Annotated in this window: 21 protein-coding genes; 13 read left to right on the top strand and 8 right to left on the bottom strand. The window is 61.2% G+C overall.

Annotated elements, in window-relative coordinates; translation table 11 throughout:
- Positions 1 to 29: 29 nt before the first annotated feature.
- The 3 genes from ABX75_RS16070 to aspA form a co-directional block, all read right to left on the bottom strand.
- Positions 30 to 1,007, bottom strand: a complete 978-nt coding sequence (locus ABX75_RS16070; RefSeq protein ID WP_034101532.1) for an asparaginase — start codon at positions 1,005 to 1,007, stop codon at positions 30 to 32.
- Between the two features lie 77 nt (positions 1,008 to 1,084).
- A complete protein-coding gene (locus tag ABX75_RS16065) occupies positions 1,085 to 2,536 on the bottom strand; it encodes a sodium:alanine symporter family protein (RefSeq protein WP_034101531.1) in 1,452 nt (483 codons plus the stop codon).
- Between the two features lie 391 nt (positions 2,537 to 2,927).
- Positions 2,928 to 4,352 (bottom strand): aspartate ammonia-lyase, encoded by a 1,425-nt coding sequence (gene aspA / locus ABX75_RS16060; RefSeq protein ID WP_034101530.1) that lies wholly within the window; start codon positions 4,350 to 4,352, stop codon positions 2,928 to 2,930.
- Between the two features lie 182 nt (positions 4,353 to 4,534).
- Here aspA and ABX75_RS16055 point away from each other — a divergent pair, with 182 nt between their 5' ends.
- From ABX75_RS16055 to ABX75_RS16035, 5 genes are all read left to right on the top strand, one after another.
- The gene (locus ABX75_RS16055) at positions 4,535 to 5,443 is read left to right on the top strand and encodes a LysR substrate-binding domain-containing protein (RefSeq protein ID WP_010566930.1); all 909 of its coding nucleotides are present in this window, start codon (positions 4,535 to 4,537) and stop codon (positions 5,441 to 5,443) included.
- A 331-nt stretch (positions 5,444 to 5,774) separates the two neighbouring features.
- Positions 5,775 to 6,266: a 5-(carboxyamino)imidazole ribonucleotide mutase gene (purE, locus tag ABX75_RS16050; RefSeq protein ID WP_003195648.1), complete on the top strand. Its 492-nt coding sequence runs from the start codon at positions 5,775 to 5,777 to the stop codon at positions 6,264 to 6,266.
- A gap of 11 nt (positions 6,267 to 6,277) precedes the next feature.
- Positions 6,278 to 7,363: a 5-(carboxyamino)imidazole ribonucleotide synthase gene (locus tag ABX75_RS16045; protein ID WP_034101529.1), complete on the top strand. Its 1,086-nt coding sequence runs from the start codon at positions 6,278 to 6,280 to the stop codon at positions 7,361 to 7,363.
- Positions 7,364 to 7,469: 106 nt separating this feature from the next.
- On the top strand, positions 7,470 to 7,715 hold the full coding sequence (locus ABX75_RS16040) for a GlsB/YeaQ/YmgE family stress response membrane protein (RefSeq protein ID WP_005792540.1): 246 nt from the start codon (positions 7,470 to 7,472) through the stop codon (positions 7,713 to 7,715).
- A 77-nt stretch (positions 7,716 to 7,792) separates the two neighbouring features.
- Entirely contained in the window at positions 7,793 to 8,329 is a 537-nt protein-coding gene (locus ABX75_RS16035) for a DUF3299 domain-containing protein (RefSeq protein ID WP_034101528.1), read from the top strand.
- A 57-nt stretch (positions 8,330 to 8,386) separates the two neighbouring features.
- On the opposite strand, the gene ABX75_RS16030 is transcribed toward ABX75_RS16035, so the two are convergent.
- Positions 8,387 to 9,286 (bottom strand): D-hexose-6-phosphate mutarotase, encoded by a 900-nt coding sequence (locus ABX75_RS16030; RefSeq protein ID WP_047882280.1) that lies wholly within the window; start codon positions 9,284 to 9,286, stop codon positions 8,387 to 8,389.
- A gap of 57 nt (positions 9,287 to 9,343) precedes the next feature.
- Positions 9,344 to 9,748: an acyl-CoA thioesterase gene (locus tag ABX75_RS16025; protein WP_003176975.1), complete on the bottom strand. Its 405-nt coding sequence runs from the start codon at positions 9,746 to 9,748 to the stop codon at positions 9,344 to 9,346.
- Positions 9,749 to 10,147: 399 nt separating this feature from the next.
- On the opposite strand from ABX75_RS16025, the gene ABX75_RS16020 reads away from it, so the two are divergent.
- Positions 10,148 to 11,437 carry an MFS transporter gene (locus ABX75_RS16020; protein ID WP_034115470.1) on the top strand — a complete coding sequence of 430 codons (1,290 nt, stop codon included), beginning with the start codon at positions 10,148 to 10,150 and terminating at the stop codon, positions 11,435 to 11,437.
- 48 nt (positions 11,438 to 11,485) lie between these two features.
- Here the strand turns inward: ABX75_RS16020 and ABX75_RS16015 are convergent, their stop codons facing one another.
- Positions 11,486 to 11,977, bottom strand: a complete 492-nt coding sequence (locus ABX75_RS16015; protein ID WP_047882279.1) for a nucleotide-binding protein — start codon at positions 11,975 to 11,977, stop codon at positions 11,486 to 11,488.
- Positions 11,974 to 13,032: a helix-turn-helix domain-containing protein gene (locus ABX75_RS16010; RefSeq protein WP_047882278.1), complete on the bottom strand. Its 1,059-nt coding sequence runs from the start codon at positions 13,030 to 13,032 to the stop codon at positions 11,974 to 11,976. Before ABX75_RS16010 ends, ABX75_RS16015 begins: the two co-directional genes overlap by 4 nt.
- Before the next feature lie 388 nt (positions 13,033 to 13,420).
- Between ABX75_RS16010 and ABX75_RS16005 the strand changes: the two genes are divergently transcribed.
- The 7 genes from ABX75_RS16005 (at position 13,421) to ABX75_RS15975 (ending at position 22,203) form a co-directional block, all read left to right on the top strand.
- A complete protein-coding gene (locus ABX75_RS16005) occupies positions 13,421 to 14,410 on the top strand; it encodes a phosphate ABC transporter substrate-binding protein PstS (RefSeq protein WP_034101525.1) in 990 nt (329 codons plus the stop codon).
- A 429-nt stretch (positions 14,411 to 14,839) separates the two neighbouring features.
- Entirely contained in the window at positions 14,840 to 16,873 is a 2,034-nt protein-coding gene (locus ABX75_RS16000; RefSeq protein WP_177329692.1) for an ABC transporter permease subunit, read from the top strand.
- A 15-nt stretch (positions 16,874 to 16,888) separates the two neighbouring features.
- A complete protein-coding gene (gene pstA, locus ABX75_RS15995) occupies positions 16,889 to 18,559 on the top strand; it encodes a phosphate ABC transporter permease PstA (protein ID WP_034101523.1) in 1,671 nt (556 codons plus the stop codon).
- A 133-nt stretch (positions 18,560 to 18,692) separates the two neighbouring features.
- On the top strand, positions 18,693 to 19,526 hold the full coding sequence (pstB, locus tag ABX75_RS15990; protein ID WP_016971675.1) for a phosphate ABC transporter ATP-binding protein PstB: 834 nt from the start codon (positions 18,693 to 18,695) through the stop codon (positions 19,524 to 19,526).
- 70 nt (positions 19,527 to 19,596) lie between these two features.
- Entirely contained in the window at positions 19,597 to 20,358 is a 762-nt protein-coding gene (phoU, locus tag ABX75_RS15985; protein ID WP_034115469.1) for a phosphate signaling complex protein PhoU, read from the top strand.
- Positions 20,359 to 20,526: 168 nt separating this feature from the next.
- Complete coding sequence (locus ABX75_RS15980) at positions 20,527 to 21,435, top strand: response regulator (protein WP_047882276.1); 909 nt, start codon at positions 20,527 to 20,529, stop codon at positions 21,433 to 21,435.
- Between the two features lie 96 nt (positions 21,436 to 21,531).
- Complete coding sequence (locus ABX75_RS15975; RefSeq protein ID WP_034101520.1) at positions 21,532 to 22,203, top strand: peptidoglycan DD-metalloendopeptidase family protein; 672 nt, start codon at positions 21,532 to 21,534, stop codon at positions 22,201 to 22,203.
- A 3-nt stretch (positions 22,204 to 22,206) separates the two neighbouring features.
- Here the strand turns inward: ABX75_RS15975 and ABX75_RS15970 are convergent, their stop codons facing one another.
- Positions 22,207 to 23,547 carry a hemolysin family protein gene (locus ABX75_RS15970; protein WP_034101519.1) on the bottom strand — a complete coding sequence of 447 codons (1,341 nt, stop codon included), beginning with the start codon at positions 23,545 to 23,547 and terminating at the stop codon, positions 22,207 to 22,209.
- Positions 23,548 to 24,069: the final 522 nt, after the last annotated feature.

Below are 24,069 nucleotides of genomic sequence, written 5' to 3'. Positions count from 1 at the left end.
CAGCGGCGGGAGTGACTATGTATCGGACGTCAGCTCAGTTCGCCGCACAGGTCCAGTTCGACCAGACGACGGACCTCGGCAGTGGGCAGCCTCGCCCCGAGCAGGGCGTTGAGCTTGCCGAACGCCGCCTCACGGGTCATGCCGCCACCGGACAGCACACCGACGCCGCGCAAGCGGCTGCCAGCTTCATACACGTCCAGTTCTACGCCGCCTTCATGGCATTGGGTGATGGCCACCACCACCACGCCTTGATTCTGTGCGCGCTGCAGGCTGGCGAGGAAGGCCGGATTGTCGCTGGGCCCGGTGCCGCTGCCGTAGCATTCCAGGATCAGCGCTTGGATGCCGCTGTCGATCAGGCTGTCGAGCAGCGCCGCCGAAAGACCGGGCACCAGAGGCAGCACGCCGACGTTCGCCAGCGCCTTGGGCTGGCGATAGCCCAAGGTATCGGCAATGGCATCGACCTTGGCTGCGCCGCCCTGACGCTGTAGCGCGGCGAAAGGGTGACGGCCGAAGCTGCGGATTTTCGCGCAGCGGGTCGGCGCCATCAGCGCGCCGTGGAAGTACAAATGCACGCCCGGTGCCAGGCCCGCGCCCAGCGCCAGCAGGGCGCCGCGGACGTTTTCCCAGGCATCGCTGTCGGGCACGCCCGCCGGCAGCATGGAACCGGTGAACACCACCGGCGCCGGCAGGCCCAGCAGTTGGAACGCCATGGCCGCCGCGCTGTAGGCCAGGGTGTCGGTGCCGTGCAGGATCAGCACCGCGTCGCAGCCGTCGTCCACGGCCTCGACCACGGCGCAGCGCAGGTGCTGCCAGTAGGTCGGGGTCATGTTGGCGCTGTCGATCAGCGGGGACATTTCACGGAAACGCCAGGTGGGCACCTTCACATCGGCAAACTGTTCGCGCATGCGCGCTTCGAAACCCGACGCGGGCGCCAGGCCGTTGGCGCTGGCCTGCATGCCGATGGTGCCGCCGGTGTAGAGCACCATGATGTTGTTGGCTGGGGACATCGAGAATTCTCCTGAACGAAAAACGCCGCCGGGCCCCGAGCATGCCCAAGGCCGGGCGGCGTGTCATCTACCTACGCTCAACGTTGCGTTTGAGCGTTCAGTTCAGCGCTCGCTTGAGCGGCTGGCTCGGACTTGACCGGGTTGGCCGGCCAGGCCTTGCGGTCCAGGTCCAGGTCCGGGAACTGGCTGGAGTCGAACACCGGGGTCTTGATGCCCGCTGCGCGCTGGTCGTCGTAGTCCTTGAGGATGCGCATGGCGATCTTGAACAGGAACGCCAGGGCGAACAGGTTGACGAACGCCAGCATGGTCATGGTGATGTCAGCGAAGGCGAACACGGTGCTCAGGTTCTCGATCGAACCCCAGAAAATCAGCACCAGTACCAGGGTGCGGTAGCCCATCAGCACTTTGCGGTTGTTGCCCACCAGGAAGCGCAGGTTGCTCTCGCCGAGGTAGTAGTTGTACATGATCGAGGTGAACACGAACAACGCCAGGGCCACCGAGATGAACATGCGGCCCCAATCGCCGACCACTGCCGCCAGGGAGTTCTGGGTCAGGGCAATGCCGTCGCCTTCAAAGCCTGGGGTGTAGAAACCGGAGAGCAGGATCAGCAGCGCGGTGCAGGTGCAGATCACGAAAGTGTCGAGGAACACGCTGAACGCCTGAACCACGCCTTGGGCGATCGGGTGCTCAACCGAGGCAACTGCCGCCACGTTAGGCGCACTGCCCAAACCGGCTTCGTTGGCGAACACGCCGCGTTTCACACCCATGATGATCGCGCTGCCCACCAGGCCGCCGAAGGCTTGGTCGAGGCCGAAGGCGCTCTTGACGATGGTCGCGAGCATGGCCGGTACGTGGTCGAATTGCAGCACGATCACGTACAGAGTCACGGCGATGTAGACCAGGGTCTTGACCGGCACCAGCAGGTCGGCGATCGACGCGATGCGCTTGATCCCGCCGATAAACACCAGGCCCAGCAATACCGCCAGCGCCAGGCCGGTGTAGGTGGTGTCCAGGCCGAAGGCGTTGTTCAGCGAGTGGGTCACGGCATGGGCTTGCAGGCCGTTGAAGGCAAAACCGAAGGTCACCAACAACAGGAACGCCATGACCATGCCCAGCCAGCGTTTGTGCAGACCGTGCTGGATGTAATAAGCCGGGCCGCCACGGAAGGTGCCTTCCGCGTCGGTACGCTTGTACAACTGGCCGAGGGAGCACTCGATAAAGCTCGAAGACATGCCCACCAATGCGGTGACCCACATCCAGAACACGGCACCCGGGCCGCCGAGGGTAACGGCAATGCCGACACCGGCGATGTTGCCGGCACCCACGCGCCCGGCGAGGCTGAGCATCAGTGCCTGGAACGAGCTGAGCTGGCCGGCGCTGCTCTTGAGGCTGTCGCGAAACACCGAAAACATGTGGAAAAAGTGGCGCAGTTGTACGAAACGCGAGCGGATCGTGAAATAACCGCCGAGCCCGACAATGAGCACGATCAGTACTTTCCCTGAGAGGAAGTCGTTGATGACTTCGAGCATGGAGTGTTCCTCGCTGATTTTTCTAATGGCAAACGCAGGACGGCTCAAAGACGTCGCATCGCACCAGGCAGTGCGCGACGGTTCGACCCCAATCCTTTTGCGGGTTGTTATTCATGCGGTTTCGCGGGTTTCCGGGCGTCGTTACCGACAGCCGCAGACGCGAAGAGGGGCGGCACTATACCTAGGCGAACGTGATCCGTCTGCTCGGCCTGATTAAAGGTTTCAGCCAAGCTGTTGCAGGCAAGGTGAGTTTGCAGGGCGATATTGGATTTTTTATGGGCTTCATTTCACAACCTTGAGGCAAAAAAAAGGGCCTGAAGAACGAGCCTTCAGGCCCTCAAAAGGTGAGAGGTGTCTAGTCCCTCAACCTGGTGAGCGGTGCATCTAACGCTTAGGCCTTCAGCGGGACCAAGCGTGGGGCAATCATGTTTTCGGGGCGCAGGATGTCGTCGAGCATGGCGTCGTCGAGCAAGCCTTCTTCGCGCACCAGTTCCAGCACACCGCGGCCGCTTTCCAGGGCGATACGCGCAATGCGGGTGGCGTTTTCGTAGCCGATGTACGGGTTCAGCGCGGTGACCAGACCGATGGAGTGCTCCACCAGTTCGCGGCAGCGTGCTTCGTTAGCAGTGATGCCGACGATGCAGTGCTCGCGCAGCATGTCCATGGCGCGTTGCAGCAGGCGGATCGAGTCGAAGATCTTGAAAGCGATCAGCGGCTCCATCACGTTCAGTTGCAGCTGGCCGCCTTCGGCCGCCATGGTCAGGGCCAGGTCGTTGCCGATGACTTGGAACGCCACCTGGTTGACCGCTTCCGGAATCACCGGGTTGACCTTGCCGGGCATGATCGAGCTGCCTGGCTGGCGTGCCGGCAGGTTGATCTCGTTGATGCCGGTGCGTGGGCCGCTGGACAGCAGACGCAGGTCGTTGCAGATCTTCGACAGCTTCACCGCGGTACGCTTGAGCATGCCGGAGAACAGCACGAAGGCGCCCATGTCGGAAGTGGCTTCGATCAGGTCGGCCGCTGGAACCACGGGCTGGCCGCTGATGACGGCCAGGCGCTGTACGGCCAGGGCCTGGTAGCGCGGGTCGGCGTTGATGCCGGTGCCGATGGCGGTGCCGCCCAGGTTCACTTCGGTCAGCAACTCTGGCGCCAGGGTTTTCAGGCGGGCCAGGTCTTCACCGAGGGTGGTGGCGAAGGCGCGGAATTCCTGGCCGAGGGTCATCGGCACGGCGTCTTGCAGTTGGGTGCGGCCCATTTTCAGTACGTGGCTGAACTCTTCGCCCTTGGCGGCGAACGCCTGAATCAGGCTGTCGAGGCTGGCCAGCAGCGCGTCATGGCCCAGCAGCAGACCCAGGCGGATCGCGGTCGGGTAGGCGTCGTTGGTCGACTGCGCCATGTTCACGTCGTTGTTGGGGTGCAGGTACTGGTATTCGCCCTTCTGGTGGCCCATGGCCTCCAGCGCGATGTTGGCGATGACTTCGTTGGCATTCATGTTGGTTGAAGTGCCGGCGCCGCCTTGAATCATGTCCACCACGAATTCTTCGTGGAAATCGCCGCGGATCAGACGGGCACAGGCTTCGCTGATGGCAGCGTGCTTGGCTTCGCTGAGCTGGCCCAACTCGCGGTTGGCATCAGCGGCGGCTTGCTTGACCATTGCCAGGCCGACCACCAATTTCGGGTAATGCGAAATCGGAACGCCCGAGAGGCGGAAGTTGTTCACCGCTCGCAGGGTCTGGATGCCGTAATACGCTTGAGCGGGTACTTCGAGTACGCCAAGCAGGTCTTTTTCTGTGCGGAATGATGCAGCGGAGGACATGACGGAAATCATCTCGATATGGACCCGGGCTAAGCCGGAACGCTGTGAATCCTAGGCTTCTGGACGTTTCAGGGCCAATGCTGTTAAACACTATCCTATGCACAAACGGCATAATGAGCGTGTGACCCGGCTAACGTGGCGGGCGTGTGTGCCAAAATGGTGCATATCCGTGGGAGGAAGTGATGAACCTTGAGAGCAAATGGCTGGAAGACTTCAGTGCCCTGGCGGCGACCCGCAGCTTTTCCCAGGCGGCGGAGCGGCGCTTCGTCACCCAGCCGGCGTTCAGCCGACGCATCCGCAGCCTGGAAGCCGCGTTGGGCCTGACCCTGGTCAACCGCTCGCGCACCCCCGTGGAACTGACGGCGGCGGGGCAGTTGTTCCTGGTCACCGCGCGCACCGTGGTCGAGCAACTCGGCGAAGTGCTGCGCCATTTGCACCACTTGGAAGGCGGGCAGGGCGAAGTCATGCAGGTGGCGGCCGCCCACTCCCTGGCGCTGGGGTTCTTCCCACGCTGGATCGCGCAACTGCGCAACGAAGGCCTGAACATCGCCACGCGGCTGGTGGCCACCAACGTCGGCGATGCCGTGCATGCCCTGCGTGAAGGTGGCTGTGATTTGATGCTGGCGTTCTACGACCCGGACGCAGCGATGCAGATGGACGCCGAGATCTTCCCGTCCCTGCACCTGGGCAACACCGAAATGCTGCCGGTGTGCGCCGCCGATGCGGATGGCAAGCCGCTGTTCGATCTGGAAGGCGAGGGCAGCGTGCCGTTGCTGGCCTACAGCGCCGGTGCCTTCCTGGGCCGCTCGGTGCATTTGCTGCTGCGCCAGCGCGCCTTGCGCTTTACCACTGTGTACGAAACCGCCATGGCCGACAGCCTCAAAAGCATGGCGCTGGAAGGCTTGGGTATTGCGTGGGTGCCGCAACTGAGCGTGCGTGCCGAACTGGCCCGCGGCGAGTTGGTGGTCTGCGGTGGGCCGCAATGGCATGTGCCGCTGGAAATTCGTCTGTACCGCTGTGCGTTGGTGCGTAAGGCGAATGTGCGGTTGTTGTGGCGTAAGTTGGAAGGTGGGGCGGCGCAGAATACTTGAGCCAACACAGATCAAATGTGGGAGCTGGCTTGCCTGCGATAGTGGTGTATCAGCCGGCATTATCAGGCACTGACCTTCCGCCATCGCAAGCAAGCCGGCTCCCACATAGTTTGTAGTGTTTTCGCTGACCTGAAAGTCAATAAAACCGCCGGTTTGCGCCACTGGACAGATGGTCGTTCCAGGGGCTGTTTATCTGAATTATTACGGTATACTGCGCGGCCTTCGGCCGGTCCAACCGGCCACCATTCGTACAACAAGCCACGCCGGATTTCCCGCGTGGCTTGTTGTTTTTTGACGCGCCTGCGGGCGCCCAGAGAGAAGAGGCGCGACGATGAGTGCATTGGTTGGCGTGATCATGGGCTCCAAGTCCGATTGGTCCACCCTTAGCCACACCGCCGATATGCTGGAAAAACTCGGCATTCCGTACGAAGTGAAGGTGGTCTCTGCCCACCGCACCCCGGACCTGCTGTTCCAGTATGCCGATGAAGCAGAATCCCGAGGCATCGAGGTGATCATCGCTGGCGCCGGCGGCGCAGCGCACCTTCCCGGCATGTGTGCGGCCAAGACCCACCTGCCGGTGCTCGGCGTGCCGGTGCAATCGTCGATGCTCTCGGGCGTAGATTCGCTGTTGTCCATTGTGCAGATGCCGGCCGGCATCCCGGTGGCGACCCTGGCGATCGGCAAAGCCGGCGCGATCAACGCCGCGTTGCTGTCTGCCAGCATCCTGGGCGCCAAGCACCCGCAGTTCCACGCGGTGCTGAAAAAATTCCGTGCTGAACAGACAGACAGCGTGCTGGACAATCCAGACCCACGCATCGCCTGAGGTTGTAGACCATGAAGATCGGTGTAATCGGTGGCGGCCAGCTGGGCCGCATGCTCGCCCTGGCGGGCACCCCGCTGGGGATGAACTTCGCTTTCCTGGACCCGGCGCCGGACGCCTGCGCCGCGGCCTTGGGTGAGCATCTGCGCGCTGACTACAGCGACCCGGATCACCTGCGCCAACTGGCCGACGAAGTGGACCTGGTGACCTTCGAGTTCGAAAGCGTCCCGGCTGAAACCGTGGCCTTCCTTTCGCAATTCGTGCCCGTGTACCCGAGCGCCGAAGCCTTGCGCATCGCCCGCGACCGTTGGTTCGAGAAAAGCATGTTTAAGGACCTGGGCATCCCGACCCCGGACTTCGCCGATATCCAGTCCCAAGCGGACCTGGAAGCCGCCGTCGCCCGCATCGGCCTGCCGGCCGTGCTGAAAACCCGCACCCTGGGTTACGACGGCAAGGGCCAGAAAGTGCTGCGCACCGAAGCGGATGTGGTTGGCACCTTCGCTGAACTGGGCAGCGTTGCCTGCCTGCTGGAAGGCTTTGTGCCCTTCACCGGTGAGGTCTCGCTGATCGCTGTGCGCGCCCGCGATGGCGAAACCCGTTTTTACCCACTGGTGCACAATACCCACGACAGCGGCATCCTCAAGCTGTCGGTAGCCAGCACCGATCACCCATTGCAGGCCCTGGCCGAAGACTATTCCAGCCGTGTGCTCAAGCAACTGGATTACGTCGGCGTGATGGCGTTCGAGTTCTTTGAAGTCGACGGTGGCCTCAAGGCCAACGAGATCGCCCCACGCGTTCACAACTCCGGGCACTGGACCACCGAAGGCGCCGAGTGCAGCCAGTTCGAGAACCACCTGCGGGCGGTAGCGGGCTTGCCGCTGGGCTCCACGGCCAAGGTGGGCGAGAGCGCGATGCTCAATTTCATCGGCGTGGTCCCGCCGGTAGAGCGCGTGATTGCGATCGACGACTGCCACCTGCACCACTACGGCAAGGCCTTCAAGGCCGGGCGCAAGGTCGGCCACGCCAACCTGCGTTGCCAGGACCGCGCGACGCTGCAGGCGCAGATCCTCAAGGTCGAAGCGCTGATCGCCGAGCAATAAGCCTCGGCACGGCGGGAACCATTGGGGCCCGCCGTCTCTCTGAATGCAGGATGGTAAAGCCTGGCTAGGCTTTGCCATGACACACATTCATTCAGAGGGAAATGCCATGGGTATCATCGGAACCATTTTTATCGGCCTGATCGTCGGTCTGCTCGCGCGTTTCCTCAAGCCAGGCGACGACAGCATGGGCTGGATCATGACCATCCTGCTGGGTATCGCCGGCTCCCTGGCCGCGACTTACGGTGGCCAGGCGCTGGGTATCTATCAGGCAGGTCAAGGTGCTGGCTTCATCGGTGCGCTGGTCGGCGCAATCGTCTTGCTGGTGATCTACGGCCTGATCAAAAAGAAGTAATCAGCCGACAAAGTCCTCTGCGCTGCGCAGGCGCAGAGGGCTAGAATGCTCGGCACTTGTACTTGCCGAGCCTCTCCATGCGCCGTTTTCTATTGATTTTTCTCCTGCTGGGCACTGGCCTGGCACACGCCGGCGAACTGCCGGAAACCGACTGGCTCGACCTCATGCCGCTGTCGGACCAAAAGGCCCTTGAGGCCATGCCCGAGATCGATCACAACTCCCCCGAAGCCCAGGGCACCTTTACCGACAAAGGCGGCTTGAAGCAGAGCAAAGGCTTGCCGGCGGTGATGTATTCCACCAAGACCGTGGCCGCCATGAACGGCAAGAATATCCGCATCGGCGGTTACCCGGTTCCGCTGGAAACCGACGCCAAAGGCCGCAGCACGCTGTTCTTTCTGGTGCCGTACCCAGGCGCCTGCATTCACGTACCGCCACCGCCGCCCAACCAACTGGTGCTGGTGCGTTATCCCAAAGGGTTGAAGCTGGACGACATCTACACGCCGCTGTGGGTGACCGGCACGTTGAAGGTGGAGACGGTGAATAACGATTTGGCCGACGCGGCCTATGCGCTGGATGCGGGCAAGGTGCGAGTAGTCAAGGAATCCGATCTCTAAGCCTCAACACCAATCAATGTGGGAGGGGGTTTGCCCCTCCCACAATGGGTTCTTTATCTACAGGGCGATGCCGGTGATGCTTACGCCCAGGGTATGGCGTTCGTTGGGCGCCAGCGTTACCACATCGTCCAGCACGTTCGCCGTCTCGATGCACAGCATGTTTTGCCAGCCGTCATCGGCCATATCGTCGAAGGCTTTGGCCCGCTCGGTCCAAGGGTTCCAGATCACTGTCGATTTAGAGCCCTGGGCCGTGAGTTGGATGCGGCGCTGCCAGTCTTTGTCGACGATGCTCACCTGCGCGGGCGTGTCGAGGTAGATGCGGTCGGTCTCGGCATTGAAGCGCAGCGGGCCGGACTGGGTCTTACTGGTCCAGCCGTCGGCGGTGTCGATGTATGTCGTGCCGTCCAGGCCTTCAACCTGAACCTGACGCACATCGCTGACGGCGAAGTAGGTATGCAGCGCCTGGCTCAGAGTGACGGTGTCGGTGCCACGGTTGTGGCTGGTCAGGCGGATGTGCAGTTGCTCGTCCAGCAGCAGGCTCAGGGTGAGATCGACCTGATGGGGCCAGCCGGGGAAGCCGCCCGCGGGTACCGGTAGCACCAGGTCGATGCGCAAGGCGTCACCTTCAAGCTCGGCTCCGGCCAACTCCCAGCGTGCGGTGCGCGCAAACCCGTGAGCGCCGGCCGGTTGGTCATTCTGGCGCATCGCTTTGACGCTGTCCGGGTTACGGTCGAAGACGCCAAACCATGGCCAACACACCGGCACGCCGGTACGAATGCCTTTGCCCTGCTTGAATACCGCTTCGGGGTTCGGCCAGATCAACGGCTGCTCACCATCGCGCTGGTAGCTGAAGATATGCGCACCCTGCCGGGCCACCTGCAGCTCGGCGCCGTTGTGGCGGATGCGCCAGCAGTCCAGCTCGTCGATCGTCACGGTTTCAACGTGGGGCGTAGGCATACGAAGCACTCTCAATGGCAGGTAATGGGGCAATTGACCGTCAAAACCCGATGAGGTTTAACGCGCGCGCGACGGTACCGAACGCGTGCGGCCGCTGCCGTCGATGGCGACGAACACGAAGACCGCCTCGGTCACCTTGCGCCATTCGCTGGACAGAGGGTCGTCGCTCCACACTTCGACCATCATCTGGATCGAGCTGCGGCCGATTTCCAGGGCCTGTGTATAAAAGGACAATTGCGCGCCCACCGCCACCGGCACCAGGAACGCCATACGATCGATGGCTACCGTGGCCACACGCCCGCCAGCGACCTTGCTGGCCATGGCGGTGCCGGCCAGGTCCATCTGTGCGACTAGCCAGCCGCCGAAGATGTCGCCAAAGCCGTTGGTTTCACGCGGGAGCGCAGTGATTTGCAGGGCGAGATCGCCTTGCGGGATAGGATCTTCTTGTTCGAGTTCGATCATGCCGAGGGTGCCTCTGACCCGTGACGCTTCATGGGTGTTTCAAGTGGATAGCCGTCTTCTGGAAAAACGTTTCAGCACCATACCCCGCCTGATGCGTTTCTCGTAAGGCGTACTAAAGGGAAACTCTGCCAAAGCGGCTGGGTGGCGCCAACGTCGTTTTGGCACAGCAGCCCTCAAGACTGCGGGTCTGGCGCGTGCAAGGGCCGAGTATATCGACACCCATGCGCCGCGACGACCTCCCGGCGCTCATTTGGTCGGCATTTAGCGGCTGTAATGCGGCTTTTTCCGTCAACTGTGCTTCTGGTGTGCTTTTCCAGGCGATTTGCTATCTTGCCGAACCCGTCCTGGCGCAGCCAGCACCTGGGTTCTGCCGTTCTGACTAATAAGAGAAGCCTTGCCATGTCCTCCGTGCCCGCAAGCAGTGCGCAACCCTCGCGCCCGCTGACCCGCAACGACTACAAAACCCTGTCGCTGTCCGCCTTGGGCGGGGCGCTGGAGTTCTACGACTTCATCATTTTTGTGTTTTTCGCCACCGTGGTCGGAAAACTCTTCTTCCCGGTCGACATGCCTGAATGGTTGCGCATGATGCAAACCTTCGGCATCTTCGCCGCCGGCTACCTGGCGCGTCCGCTGGGGGGCATCATCATGGCGCACTTCGGCGACCTGCTGGGGCGCAAGAAGATGTTCACCTTGAGCATCTTCATGATGGCGGTGCCGACCTTGATCATGGGCTTGCTGCCGACCTACGCGCAGATCGGTTTGTGGGCGCCGCTGTTATTGCTGCTGATGCGCATCATCCAAGGCGCGGCAATCGGCGGGGAGGTGCCGGGAGCATGGGTATTTGTGTCCGAGCACGTGCCGCCACGGCATATCGGCTATGCCTGCGGCACCCTGACCAGCGGCCTGACCGCCGGTATTCTGCTGGGGTCGCTGGTGGCCACTGCCATCAACACGCTGTATAGCCCGGAACAGGTGTCGGATTACGCCTGGCGTATCCCGTTCCTGCTCGGCGGTGTGTTCGGCCTGTTGTCGGTGTACCTGCGTCGCTGGTTGCATGAAACGCCGATTTTTGCCGAGATGCAGCAACGCAAGACCCTGGCCGCCGAGTTGCCGTTGCGCGCGGTGCTGCGCGATCACCGTGGCGCCATCGTGCTGTCGATGCTGCTGACCTGGCTGCTGTCGGCCGGCGTGGTGGTGGTCATCCTGATGACGCCGACCGTGCTGCAGACCATATATCACTTCAGCCCCACCGTGGCGCTGCAAGCCAACAGCCTGGCCATCGTGACCCTGAGCCTGGGCTGCATCGCCTCCGGCGCCCTGGCCGACCGCTTCGGCGCCGGGCGCGTGCTGACCGCCGGTTGCGCGTTGCTGCTGGCGACCTCCTGGACGCTCTACCACAGCCTTCTCGACCACCCCGACTGGCTGTTCCCGCTGTACGCCCTGACCGGCCTGTTCGTCGGCACCATCGGCGTGGTGCCTTACGTGATGGTCAAAGCGTTCCCACCGGTGGTGCGCTTCAGCGGCCTGTCGTTCTCCTACAACGTGGCCTACGCAGTGTTCGGCGGGCTGACGCCGTTGGTGGTGTCGCTGCTGATGAAGGAAAGCCCGATGGGCCCGGCGTACTACGTGGCCGTGCTGTGTGTGATGGGGATCTTGGTGGGTGGGTATCTGTGGAAGCGTGGGCGCTGAGTGATCAGAACGCCGACTGTGTACACGGATGTACCTGTTAGTCGGAGTTTAGAGGGGGCGCCATGTGGAGAGTCTCGCCAGGCACTCTGATGCTGGCAGACGGGCTCCCCCTGTGAGCATATTGTCCAGAGCCATTGCGGCTTCGCTCGTATTGACGACTTGATATTCGACCATCAGATCGAGCAGCCACAGTGCGCCATGCACGTGTAATCCGTCCCGAATGGCCTGGCGCCGTAGCTTCCCATCCCCTGTCAACAATGGTCTGCCGGTAACTTGTGCGAGCAGGTAGCAGGAAACGTCAGCCAGCGAGCTGTTGTTGTGTTCGGCTTTCAGGCCGACGAGCTTTTGTACGCCATCCCCATCGAATGTTTCTACAACCAGCCCTTTGGCAAGAAGTTCGTCATGAGGGAAATCCTCAAGTTCGTACATCACAAAGTCAGTACAACAGAACGTGAACGGCAGCCTGAACATGTGATCCAGCAATCCTGCATTTCTGAAGTCAATCCAGATGTTGGTATCGCTGATATAGATCAGGCTCATGCGCTCTCCAGTGAGCCCAGAAAATTGGGGTCCAGAGCCTTCACTGAACGGCGCAGTAACTCCGCCGCTCGTGACTTGGTAATAAGTCCCTCCGCCAACCCCCAGAACACAAGTGACTCGAAACGCTGAGGGGGTTTACAAGGCAGCGGTTCAGGTTCTGCCTTTCGCCAGCCGTTGCTGCTGAATTGAATAGTCAGAGACTTATAGCCGCCCTCACCCAGTAGGTTAAGGTCTTTCAGGCGACGGAGTACCGCCTGCATGGATAGTCCGTATTGGCGTTTGACGATCAAGAGTTCCCGGGGATGAACCCGAGACCGCTGATGGCCGCCAAAGTCTGCGGTGACACGCTTAGCTGGGTATAAAAAAGCGCCTGCAAAGCGGTGGCAGCAGTTTTCTTTATCGCGCTCGGGCATGTCGTCTGGCAATCGCATGACCCAATGGCCCAATTCATGTGCCGCGGTAAAGCGAATGCGTTCGCCTGGTCGTTGTGCATTCAGAGCAATCAGCACATGTTGGCCGTCATTGGTCGAGGCACAGGCGCCATCAAAATCCTCTAGGCCGCTGAGCATCACCGCCTTGATGCCGTGTTCTTCCAATTGCTCGGTCAAATGAGCGATGGGGTCTTCACCAATGTCCCAATATCTGCGGAGCTCATCTGCCGCTCGTTCAGCCTCCTCCATGGATGATACCGACAGCATTTGAGCGGGGGTCTTGGCAGTTTGTATATCCTCCGGGTCGAAGCACGCTTCAAGGGCGATATAGCGCTCCAGATGTTCTCGGATCTGTTCTTCGACCTGAACCTGGCGGTATTGAGGCATTTTCGCCAGTTTTCGGAACTCCAGTGGCGCGAGGGGCAGAGCTGGGGGACGAAAGAAGTACTCAGGACTCACTTCCAGCGCTTTTGCCAATTGCAGAAGGCGCCGAGAGCTGGGTTGGCTCAATCCTTTCTCATATTTGCTCAAGCCTTGCTTGGTTATGTCGCCAAGGCTGAGCGCAAGCGCTTCCAGCGACATTCCACGCAACAACCTTGCGCGGCGGATTCGGTCGTTGATCATGTGAGGTCTCCTTCGGTTGACAAGGTTATGCTTTGCTTTTGTTTTGTCAACCTAAGGTCTAGGAAGCTTTTTCAGCCTGCAAGGGCTTGGAGTCTCTGATGGTTGAATATGCAATGACGCGAGGCAGGTTAGTCAGGTCGATTCCTAGCTACAACCCTAGAGAACTGTGGGAAGTTTCCCACTAACAATTACAGAGTGTTTCCAAGCCTGAGCCTCGAAACGTCTATCTGCTCATGCAGCCCGTTCGGTGCGGGGGGGTGCCCTCCAATCGCCGCCCTCGTTCCATACTGGCCTTTCATCTAATTGTCACATTCCAGACATAGAGTGTTCACACGGCCTACCGATACTTGGCCCCGATCCAACTATCCCTATCTGCTAGGAGCAAGGCATGAAACTGAAACGTTTGATGGCGGCAATGACGTTTGTCGCTGCTGGCGTTGCGACCGCCAACGCGGTGGCCGCTGGTGTTGACCCGGCAATTCCGGCGTATGTGAAGACCACTGGTGTGTCGGGCAACTTGTCCAGCGTCGGTTCTGACACCCTGGCCAACCTGATGACCCTGTGGGCTGAGGGTTACAAAAAGGAATACCCGAACGTCAACATCCAGATTCAAGCTGCCGGTTCCGCCACTGCGCCACCTGCGCTGACTGAAGGCACCTCCAACCTGGGCCCGATGAGCCGCAAGATGAAGGACACCGAACTGGCGGCCTTCGAGCAGAAGTACGGCTACAAGCCAACCGCTATCCCGGTGGCCGTGGATGCCCTGGCCGTGTTCGTGCACAAGGACAACCCGATCCAGCACCTGACCATGGAACAAGTCGACGCGATCTTCTCCTCGACTCGCCTGTGCGGTGCCAAAGCCGACGTGAAAACCTGGGGCGACCTGGGTGTGACCGGCGACCTGGCCAACAAGCCGGTGCAGCTGTTCGGTCGTAACTCGGTATCCGGTACCTACGGCTACTTCAAAGAAGAAGCCCTGTGCAAAGGCGACTACAAGCCTAACGTGAACGAGCAACCAGGCTCGGCGTCGGTTGTGCAGTCGATCAGTTCCTCGCTGAACGGCATCGGTTACTCGGGCATCGGCTACAAGACCGCCAGCGTGAAAACCGTACCGTTGGCCAAAAAAGGCAGCACTGAGTTCATCGAAGACAGCGAAGAAAACGCCCTGAACGGCAAATACCCGCTGTCGCGCTTCCTCTACGTGTACGTCAACAAGGCCCCGAACAAGCCTCTGGCTCCGCTGGAAGCTGAGTTCGTGAAGCTGGTGCTGTCCAAGCAGGGCCAGGAAGTGGTGGTCAAAGACGGTTACATCCCACTGCCAGCCAAAGTTGCCGCCAAGGCACTGGCTGATCTGGGTCTGAAAGAAGGCGGCAAGTAAGCCACCGGTCAAATCGCCTTGAACCCGCCGCTTGGCTGGGTTCAAGGCCCGGGCAGGTCCGAAGGAGCTGGACCTCGCCTCCTAATTTCTAGTCCGCTGCCAGCCCTGCTACGCGGCGGATTTCCTGCGTCACTGCATTGTCATCTTTCTGTCATACAGGATCGCTAGGGTGTGCGCATGAATGATCTGGCCAATTCCACCATGACGACGACTTCTCCTCCCAAGCGCATTGATTTCAATACGCCTGAGCTGCAACGCAAGCGCCGCATCCGCGCGCTCAAAGATCGCTTCACTCGCTGGTATGTGCTGGTCGGCGGCCTTGCCGTGCTGGCCGCCATTACCCTGATCTTCTTCTTCCTGGCCTACGTGGTAGCGCCGTTGTTCCAAGGTGCTTCGCTGACCAAGGAAGACGCGCTCACGCCCGCGTGGATGCAAGACGCTGGCAAGCCGTTGCTGATCTCTCTGGAAGAACAGAATCAAGTCGCCATGCGGGTTTCCGACAAAGGCCAGGCGTTGTTCTTTGAAGTGGACACCGGTGCCGAACTCAAGCGCATCGACCTGCCGCTGCCGGCCGGTGTGAGCGTGGCGTCCATCGGTAAGGATCAACCGGGCAGCCCGTTGGTGATCCTCGGTTTGTCCAATGGCCAGGCCATGGTGTTCCGCCACACCTATAAGGTGTCCTACCCGGACGGTAAGAAAACCATCACCCCCGCGATCGAATACCCCTACGGTGAAACTCCGATCATGCTGGACGAGGCCGGTCGCCCACTGGAGCACGTCGCGCTCAACGCCACCGACTCCTCGTTGGTGGCCGCTGGTTCGTCCGGTTCGTACTTGAACGTGCTGACCCTGAGCCGCGAAGAAAACATGATGACCGGTGAAGTCACCAGCGAGCAGAAGCGTATCGAGCTGCCGCAAATGACCGAGCCGGTGAAGGCGATCTTTATCGACCCACGCCAGCAGTGGTTGTACGTGATCAACGGCCGCGCCCTGGCCGACGTGTTCAGCCTGCGCGACAAGAGCCTCAACGGTCGATACAAATTGTTGGAAGATGGCAACGCCGAAATCACCGCCAGCACGCAGTTGGTGGGCGGCATTTCGCTGATCTTCGGTAACTCCAAGGGCGGCCTGGCCCAGTGGTTCATGGCCCGCGACCCGGACGGCGAGCAGCGCTTCAAGCAGATCCGTACCTTCCAGATGGGCAGCGCGCCGATTGTGGAAATCACCGCCGAAGAACGTCGTAAGGGCTTCACCGCCCTGGATGCTTCCGGCAAGTTCGGTGTGTTCCACAGCACCGCGCACCGCACCCTGCTGGTGGACCCGGTAGTCGACGGCCAAGGCCTGTTCGGTATGTCGCCACGGGCCAACCGCGTGATCGTGGAAGCCGGCGGCAAGCTGCAACCGCTGCTGCTGGATAACCCGCACCCGGAAGTCTCCTGGAGCGCGTTGTGGAGCAAGGTCTGGTACGAGAACTACGACGAGCCTAAGTACGTCTGGCAATCGACCGCCGCCAACACCGATTTCGAACCCAAGATGAGCCTGGCGCCGCTGACTTTCGGCACGCTCAAGGCTGCGTTCTACGCCATGCTGCTGGCCGCGCCGCTGGCCGTTGCGGCGGCGATCTACACCGCCTACTTCATGGCGCCGAGCCTGCGTCGCAAGGTCAAGCCGGTGATCGAGCTGATGGAAGCAATGCCGACGGTGATCCTGGGCTTCTTCGCCGGTCTGTTCCTGGCGCCGTATGTCGAAGGGCATCTACCGGGGATTTTCAGCCTGCTGATGTTGTTGCCGATTGGCATCCTGGTGGCTGGTTTTATCTTCAGTCGCCTGCCTGAATCCCTGCGTCTGCGTGTACCCGACGGTTGGGAAAGCGCGATCCTGATCCCGGTGATCCTGTTCGTGGGCTGGCTGTCGCTGTACATGAGCCCGTACCTGGAAACCTGGTTCTTCGGCGGCGACATGCGCATGTGGATCTCCCACGACCTAGGCATCACCTACGACCAGCGCAACGCTCTGGTGGTGGGCTTGGCCATGGGTTTCGCGGTGATTCCGAACATCTACTCCATCGCCGAAGACGCCGTGTTCAGCGTGCCGCGCGGGCTGACCCTGGGCTCCCTGGCCCTGGGCGCCACGCCGTGGCAGACCATGACTCGCGTGGTGATCCTCACCGCTAGCCCGGGCATCTTCTCGGCGCTGATGATCGGCATGGGCCGCGCCGTCGGCGAGACCATGATCGTGCTGATGGCCACCGGCAACACCCCGGTGATGGAGATGAACCTGTTCGAAGGCCTGCGCACCCTGGCGGCCAACGTCGCGGTGGAAATGCCCGAGTCGGAAGTGGGCGGCAGTCACTACCGTGTGCTGTTCCTCTCGGCGCTGGTACTGCTGCTGTTCACCTTCATCATGAACACCCTCGCGGAGCTGATTCGTCAGCGTCTGCGCAAGAAATACTCGTCGCTTTAAGAAAGGTAGAAGTCTGTGAAACAGAACTCCCTGAATGGATGGTTCAAGAGCGGCGCCCCTGGCGTCTGGATCAGCGGTGGCGCGGTGTCCATCGCGGTCATCATGACCATTGGCCTGTTGGCCGTGATCGCGGTGCGGGGCCTGGGCCACTTCTGGCCGGCCGACCTGATCCAGGCCAATTACAGCGTGCCTGGCCAGGCCAACCACATCGTCATCGGCGAAGTGGTGCAGAAAGAAGAAGTGCCGCGCGAGCGCCTTAAAAGCGCCGGTCTGCCGGTGCCCGACGAAGGCCCGGAATTCATGACCCGCGAGCTGATCAAGGTCGGTAACCGCGACCTGAACGGCAACGACTTCACCTGGATCGTCGGCGAGTGGTTGAAGGACCAGACCAAGCCTAAAGAGCTGATGGCGATTGAGCGTCGTGAGTGGGGCAACTTCTACGGCACCCTAGTCAACGTCAAGCAGGACGGCAAGGTCATCGCAGAAGGCGAGGCCGCGTGGCCAGAGCTGCAGGCCCGGGTCGACCGTGTCAACAAGCTGGCCGCTCAGCTCAAGAGCCTGGAAAAAACCGACATCGGCGCAATCAACGCCGGCCTGGAACGTATCCGCCTGCACGGCCGTAAACTGGAACTGGAAGGCAAGCTCGACGCCGCCGCCCAGGCCGACATGGACGCCGACCGCGCCGAGCTGAATGCGCGCTACCAAGACATCGAAGCACGCCTGGCCGACCTGCACGCCCAGTTCAACCGCGATGCGCTGACGGCCCGTGACGCCAACGGCAAGGAAGTGGAAATCGGCATCGGCAAAGTGGTGCACGCTTACCAGCCGAACGCCATGGGCACCATGACCAAGATCGGCTTCTACTTCAGCAAGGTCTGGGAATTCCTCAGCGATGACCCACGGGAAGCCAACACCGAAGGCGGGATCTTCCCGGCTATCTTCGGCACCGTGATGATGACGCTGATCATGGCGATGATCGTGACCCCGTTCGGTGTGCTGGCGGCGGTGTACCTGCGCGAGTACGCCAAGCAGAACACCCTGACCCGCATTATCCGGATCGCCGTGAACAACCTGGCCGGTGTACCGGCCATCGTCTACGGCGTGTTCGGCCTGGGCTTCTTCGTGTATGTATTGGGGGGTTCGGTTGACCGGCTGTTCTTCGCCGAAGCCCTGCCGGCGCCGACCTTCGGCACCCCGGGCCTGTTGTGGGCCTCGCTGACCCTGGCGCTGCTGGCGGTGCCGGTGGTGATCGTAGCCACCGAGGAAGGCCTGGCGCGGATCCCGCGGACAGTGCGCGAAGGGTCCCTGGCCCTGGGCGCGACGAAGGCGGAAACGCTGTGGAAAATCGTACTGCCGATGGCCAGCCCGGCCATGATGACCGGCATGATCCTCGCCGTGGCCCGTGCCGCCGGTGAAGTGGCGCCGCTGATGCTGGTAGGTGTGGTGAAACTGGCGCCGTCGCTGCCGCTGGACGGCAACTACCCGTACTTGCACCTGGATCAAAAGATCATGCACCTGGGCTTCCATATTTATGACGTCGGCTTCCAGAGCCCCAACGTCGAAGCCGCGCGACCGCTGGTGTACGCCACCGCGCTGCTGCTGGTACTGGTGATCGCCACGCTCAACCTGTCGGCGGTGTGGATTCGTAACCACCTGCGCGAGAAGTACAAGGCGTTGGACAGCTGATCTGAATTGAACGCGGACTTATTTGTGGGAGGGGGCTTGCCCCCGATTGCGGTGTGCCAGCCAGCACACTTGTTCCTGATGCACCGCTATCGGGGGCAAGCCCCCTCCCACACAACAGCACAGGGAGCATCCCATGCAACATGAAACCCATTCCCACGGCATCAACATGTCTGCCTTGGGTCGCGACAAGCAGAGCCTGAGCCTGGCTCAAGAAACCGTGGCCATCGAAGTGCCGGGCCTGAGCCTGTACTACGGTGAAAAGCAGGCGCTGTTCGACGTCAGCATGAACATTCCCAAGCAGCGCGTGACCGCCTTCATCGGCCCGTCGGGCTGCGGCAAGTCCACGCTGCTGCGCACCTTCAACCGCATGAACGACCTGGTGGACGGCTGCCGCGTGGAAGGTGCCATTAACCTCTATGGCAGCAACATCTACCGCAAGGGCGAGGACGTGGCCGAGCTGCGTCGCCGGGTGGGCATGGTATTCCAGAAGCCCAACCCGTTCCCCAAGACCATCTACGAAAACGTGGTCTACGGCCTGCGCATCCAGGGCATCAACAAGAAGCGCATCCTCGACGAAGCGGTCGAGTGGGCACTCAAGGGCGCGGCGCTGTGGGATGAGGTCAAGGACCGCCTGCACGATTCGGCGCTCGGTTTGTCCGGCGGCCAGCAACAACGTCTGGTGATCGCGCGGACCATCGCCGTGGAGCCGGAAGTGTTGTTGCTCGACGAACCCTGCTCGGCTCTGGACCCGATCTCGACGCTGAAAGTGGAAGAACTGATCTACGAGCTTAAATCCAAGTTCACCATCGTCATCGTGACCCACAACATGCAGCAGGCGGCGCGGGTTTCCGATTACACCGCGTTCATGTACATGGGCAAGCTGGTGGAGTTCGGCGACACCGATACCCTGTTCACCAATCCGGCAAAGAAACAGACCGAAGACTACATCACCGGTCGCTATGGCTAGGACGCTGTGGTTCTCATTGCACTGACGCTGCGGTTCTCCGCACCTTACCGGACGCTCCAAGGACGCCAACATGATTAGCAAAGAAGGCCTTACCCATCACATCTCCGCGCAGTTCAACGCCGAGCTTGAGGAAGTGCGCAGCCACCTCCTGGCGATGGGCGGGCTGGTGGAGAAGCAAGTCAACGACGCCGTCACCGCCCTGATCGAGGCCGACTCGGGCCTGGCCCAGCAAGTGCGTGAAATCGACGACCAGATCAACCAGATGGAGCGCAACATCGACGAAGAATGCCTGCGCATTCTGGCCCGTCGACAGCCGGCGGCATCCGACCTGCGATTGATCATCAGCATTTCCAAATCCGTGATCGATCTTGAGCGGATCGGCGACGAAGCCACCAAGATCGCGCGCCGTGCCATCCAACTCTGCGAAGAAGGCGAAGCGCCGCGCGGTTACGTGGAAGTTCGCCACATTGGCGACCAGGTGCGCAACATGGTGCGTGATGCCCTCGACGCCTTTGCCCGTTTCGACGCCGAGCTGGCGCTGTCCGTGGCCCAGTACGACAAAGTCATCGACCGCGAGTACAAAACCGCGCTGCGTGAGCTGGCCACCTACATGATGGAAGACCCGCGCTCTATCTCGAGGGTCTTGAGCATTATCTGGGTGCTGCGTTCGCTGGAGCGCATCGGCGACCACGCGCGCAACATCTCGGAGCTGGTGATTTACCTGGTGCGCGGTACCGACGTGCGGCACATGGGGCTCAAACGCATGAAAGCCGAAGTTGAAGGCTCAACCGATCAAATACCTAATGTTCCGGGCGAAACTGACGATAAGTAAGGTTGCCCGAGAAATTAACGCCCGGCCTTTGGTCGGGCGTTTTTGTTTGTGGCAGCTGAATTATTTGCGCGGCGGGTGAAAGAAAGTCCCGACGTGACTACAGAGTTTTGGCAAAATGCCATCAGTTAGGCGTTCTGCGTGCCGCGGTTTTTATAGGATAAAGGGTCGATGAGTAAAGTCAGTGTATTGGTGGTGGATGACGCCTCGTTTATTCGCGACCTGGTGAAGAAGTGCCTGCGCAACTACTTCCCTGGGATCAAGATTGAAGATGCGGTGAACGGCAAAAAGGCCCAGGCCATTCTGATGCGCGAGACCTTCGACCTGGTGCTGTGCGACTGGGAAATGCCGGAAATGTCCGGCTTGGAGCTGCTGACCTGGTGCCGCGAACAGACCCATCTCAAAGCCATGCCGTTCGTGATGGTGACCAGCCGTGGCGATAAGGAAAACGTGGTCCAGGCGATCCAGGCCGGTGTGTCCGGGTACGTCAGCAAACCGTTCACCAACGAGCAGTTGCTGAACAAGGTCAAGCAGGCCCTGCACAAAGTCGGTCGCCTCGATGCGTTGGTCGCCAGTGCGCCAACCAAGATGAATTCGGCTTTCGGTAACGACTCCCTCAGCGCCCTGACCGGCGGCAAGCCCGAAGCCATCAAGGCTGCCCCCGCGGCCGCTGCGACGCCCAATCGCGGCCTGCTCAATACGCAGCCGGTAAAAGCCCCGGCTGCATCTGCATCTGCCCAAGCGGGCCGTGGCCAGGGCCAGCTGCGGCTGTCCAGCGGCACCCAGCAATGCGTCATCAAGGCGCTGAGCATCAAGGAAGCGCTGTTGGTGGTGCGCCGTGGTGAAGTCCTGCCGCAAGTGCTGGAAAGCGCGGTGCTGGACCTGGAGCAAGGCGACAACGCGGAAGTGGCGCGCCTTAACGGCTACCTGCACGCCGTCGTCGCCTTTGAGCCGAGGCCGGACAGCGACTGGCTGCAACTGACTTTCCGCTTCATCGATCAGGACGCGCAGAAGATGGACTACATCTCGCGCCTGATCGCACGGGGCACGGCGCAGAAGCACTTTGTGCCGGGTGCGTAACCCGTAGGACCAGCGCAATACCTGTCGTAAGCGGGCTACAAGATTGTCATGAACCCTTGTTAGCCTGCCGTTCAGTCATCCCGACAGGTGCACGCCATGTTCATTCGCCTGCTGTTGTGCGGCGCGCTGGTAACGGCCGCGCCGTCGACCCTGGCCATGACGCTGTATAAGTCCATCGATGCCAATGGCGTGGTGATTTACAGCGACTGGCATACCCCCGGCGCCCAGGCGTTCGTGATTCAGCAGCGCAGCGTTGAGCGCGTACACAGGCCGCTACCGCAGGCGCCCATACCTCGTGACACCCCGCATGCTTATCGCTACCCGTTGCCGTGGCGTGGCGGGCCGTTCCGGTTGACTCAGGGACCTAACGGCAGCTTCAGCCATACCGACCCCAAGAGCCGCTACGCCATGGACATCGCCATGCCCGAGGGCACGCCGATCATTGCCGCGCGGGGCGGTGTGGTGGTGAAGACCGAAAATCAGCAGGCGGGGCGGGGCGGTGATGCGTCGGGCAATTTCGTGCGCGTCCAGCACGACGACGGCACCCAGGGTGTCTATCTGCATCTACGGCAGGGTTCGGTCAGTGTGAAGGTGGGTCAGCGTGTGGTGGTTGGCAGCCCGCTGGGGTTGTCCGGCAATACCGGCAACAGCAGCGGGCCTCATCTGCATTTTGTGGTTCAACGCGCCACCGAAGCGGGGCTGGTGTCGATCCCGTATGAGTTCAACCAGCCGGTGGGCGCGTTGCCCAACTTTGCGTTGGGCAACTGACGGTCAATCCAGCAGCAGCACCTTGGCCAGTACGATCTTCGGACCTTTCATCTTCTTGATGATGATCCGCAGCCCTTCGACCTCCAGCACTTCCTCTTCCTCCGGCACGCGCTTGAGCGTGTCGTAGATCAGCCCGGCCAGGGTCTCGGCTTCGATGTGGTCCAGGTCCACGCCCAGCAGGCGTTCCACCTTGAACAGCGGGGTATCGCCGCGTACCAGCAGCTTGCCCGGCTGATACGCGAGGATGCCGCGTTCGGCCTTGCGGTGTTCGTCCTGGATATCGCCGACCAGCACTTCCAGCACGTCTTCCATGGTCAGGTAGCCAATGACCTTGCCGTCGGCTTCTTCCACCAGCGCAAAGTGTGCGCCGCCTTTGCGGAACTGCTCCAGCAACTGCGACAGCGGCATGTGCCGGGATACGCGCTCCAGCGGGCGGGTCAGCTCGGCCAGGTTGAACGATTCGGGGATATGGTCCAGCGCCGCCAGCTCCAGCAGCAGATCCTTGATATGCAGCAGGCCGACGAACTCATTGCGCTCGGCGTCATACACCGGGTAGCGGCTGAATTTGTGGCGGCGGAACTGCGCGAGGATTTCCTTGAGCGGCGCGTTGAAGTCCAGAGTCACCAGGTCTTCGCGGGAATTGGCCCAGTCCACCACTTCCAGCTCGCCCATTTCCACGGCCGAGGCCAGCACTCGCATGCCTTGGTCGCTCGGGTCCTGGCCACGGCTGGAGTGCAGGATCAGCTTGAGTTCCTCGCGGCTGTAATGGTGTTCGTGGTGCGGGCCAGGCTCGCCTTGGCCGGCGATACGCAGGATCGCGTTGGCGCTGGCGTTGAGCAGATAGATAGCCGGGTACATGGCCCAGTAAAACAGGTACAGCGGCACGGCCGTCCACAGCGACAGCAACTCGGGCTTGCGAATGGCCCAAGACTTGGGCGCCAGCTCGCCGACCACGATGTGCAGGTAGGAAATCACGAAAAATGCCGCAAAGAACGACACGCCCTTGATCACTTCCGGCGACTCAACGCCCACCGCGCCCAACAACGGCTCCAGGATGTGCGCAAACGCCGGCTCACCGACCCAGCCCAGGCCCAGGGAGGCGAGGGTGATACCCAACTGGCAGGCCGACAGGTACGCGTCGAGCTGGCTGTGTACGGTGCGCAGGATCTGCCCGCGCCAGCCGTTGGTGTGGGCGATGGCCTCGACCCGGGTGGCCCGCAGTTTGACCATGGCGAACTCGGCCGCAACGAAGAAACCGTTGAGCAGTACCAGGATCAGTGCAAAGAGGATCATGCCGAAATCGGCGAAGAGTGTCGCGAGGGTGATACCAGGGGAAGGGTCCATGATGGAGTTGTGCAGGTTCCGTGTGTTCAGTAAGGGGTGTCAGGCGGGCCTGAAAGGCAGGCGCAAGTCGGCCAATGTAGCGGCTGACGGGGCGCTTGCCTAGTGCCCGGTGCCGGGCGGGGCGTGGAATCTACTTCCCAAGGCACTGAAGATCCATTGTGTGAGGGGGCTTGCCCCCGATGGCGGTGGATCAGTTATGGATAAGTTGACTGTCTTCCCGTCATCGGGGCATAGGTATCTACACAAATCTAAAAGGCTCACAGATAACTCTGTGGAGAGCGGGCTTGCCCCGCGCTGGGCTGCGAAGCGGCCCCAAACCCAGGCGCCTCGCTTTGCCAGATAAAACCACATCGCCTGGAATGGGGCTGCTTCGCAGCCCAGCGCAGGGCAAGCCTGCTCATACATGGACGCCCCCAGTATGCCAAGCACTCAATTCGTGAAAACACAGACGGGATAAGGTTGCAGCCATACATCCGGACTTTAAGTGAGGCGGTGCCTCTGTCCCTGATGGAATTCGCTGAT

This window comes from Pseudomonas sp. ARP3 (genome assembly GCF_001029595.1).
In the GTDB taxonomy this organism is placed as follows: Bacteria; Pseudomonadota; Gammaproteobacteria; order Pseudomonadales; family Pseudomonadaceae; genus Aquipseudomonas; species Aquipseudomonas rhodesiae.
Note: the sequence above shows the minus strand (reverse complement) of the source record. Positions and strands in the feature narration are given on the sequence as shown.

Coding starts and splice junctions, on each gene's coding strand:
- ABX75_RS16030 (WP_047882280.1), bottom strand. CDS start 9,286: ATGCCTACGCCCCACGTTGAAACCGTGACGATCGACGAGCTGGACTGC.
- ABX75_RS16020 (WP_034115470.1), top strand. CDS start 10,148: ATGTCCTCCGTGCCCGCAAGCAGTGCGCAACCCTCGCGCCCGCTGACC.
- ABX75_RS16045 (WP_034101529.1), top strand. CDS start 6,278: ATGAAGATCGGTGTAATCGGTGGCGGCCAGCTGGGCCGCATGCTCGCC.
- ABX75_RS16025 (WP_003176975.1), bottom strand. CDS start 9,748: ATGATCGAACTCGAACAAGAAGATCCTATCCCGCAAGGCGATCTCGCC.
- ABX75_RS16070 (WP_034101532.1), bottom strand. CDS start 1,007: ATGTCCCCAGCCAACAACATCATGGTGCTCTACACCGGCGGCACCATC.
- ABX75_RS15975 (WP_034101520.1), top strand. CDS start 21,532: ATGTTCATTCGCCTGCTGTTGTGCGGCGCGCTGGTAACGGCCGCGCCG.
- ABX75_RS16040 (WP_005792540.1), top strand. CDS start 7,470: ATGGGTATCATCGGAACCATTTTTATCGGCCTGATCGTCGGTCTGCTC.
- purE (WP_003195648.1), top strand. CDS start 5,775: ATGAGTGCATTGGTTGGCGTGATCATGGGCTCCAAGTCCGATTGGTCC.
- ABX75_RS16065 (WP_034101531.1), bottom strand. CDS start 2,536: ATGCTCGAAGTCATCAACGACTTCCTCTCAGGGAAAGTACTGATCGTG.
- ABX75_RS15980 (WP_047882276.1), top strand. CDS start 20,527: ATGAGTAAAGTCAGTGTATTGGTGGTGGATGACGCCTCGTTTATTCGC.
- ABX75_RS16035 (WP_034101528.1), top strand. CDS start 7,793: ATGCGCCGTTTTCTATTGATTTTTCTCCTGCTGGGCACTGGCCTGGCA.
- ABX75_RS15970 (WP_034101519.1), bottom strand. CDS start 23,547: ATGGACCCTTCCCCTGGTATCACCCTCGCGACACTCTTCGCCGATTTC.
- pstB (WP_016971675.1), top strand. CDS start 18,693: ATGCAACATGAAACCCATTCCCACGGCATCAACATGTCTGCCTTGGGT.
- phoU (WP_034115469.1), top strand. CDS start 19,597: ATGATTAGCAAAGAAGGCCTTACCCATCACATCTCCGCGCAGTTCAAC.
- ABX75_RS16000 (WP_177329692.1), top strand. CDS start 14,840: ATGCAAGACGCTGGCAAGCCGTTGCTGATCTCTCTGGAAGAACAGAAT.
- ABX75_RS16015 (WP_047882279.1), bottom strand. CDS start 11,977: ATGAGCCTGATCTATATCAGCGATACCAACATCTGGATTGACTTCAGA.
- ABX75_RS16055 (WP_010566930.1), top strand. CDS start 4,535: ATGAACCTTGAGAGCAAATGGCTGGAAGACTTCAGTGCCCTGGCGGCG.
- ABX75_RS16010 (WP_047882278.1), bottom strand. CDS start 13,032: ATGATCAACGACCGAATCCGCCGCGCAAGGTTGTTGCGTGGAATGTCG.
- aspA (WP_034101530.1), bottom strand. CDS start 4,352: ATGTCCTCCGCTGCATCATTCCGCACAGAAAAAGACCTGCTTGGCGTA.
- ABX75_RS16005 (WP_034101525.1), top strand. CDS start 13,421: ATGAAACTGAAACGTTTGATGGCGGCAATGACGTTTGTCGCTGCTGGC.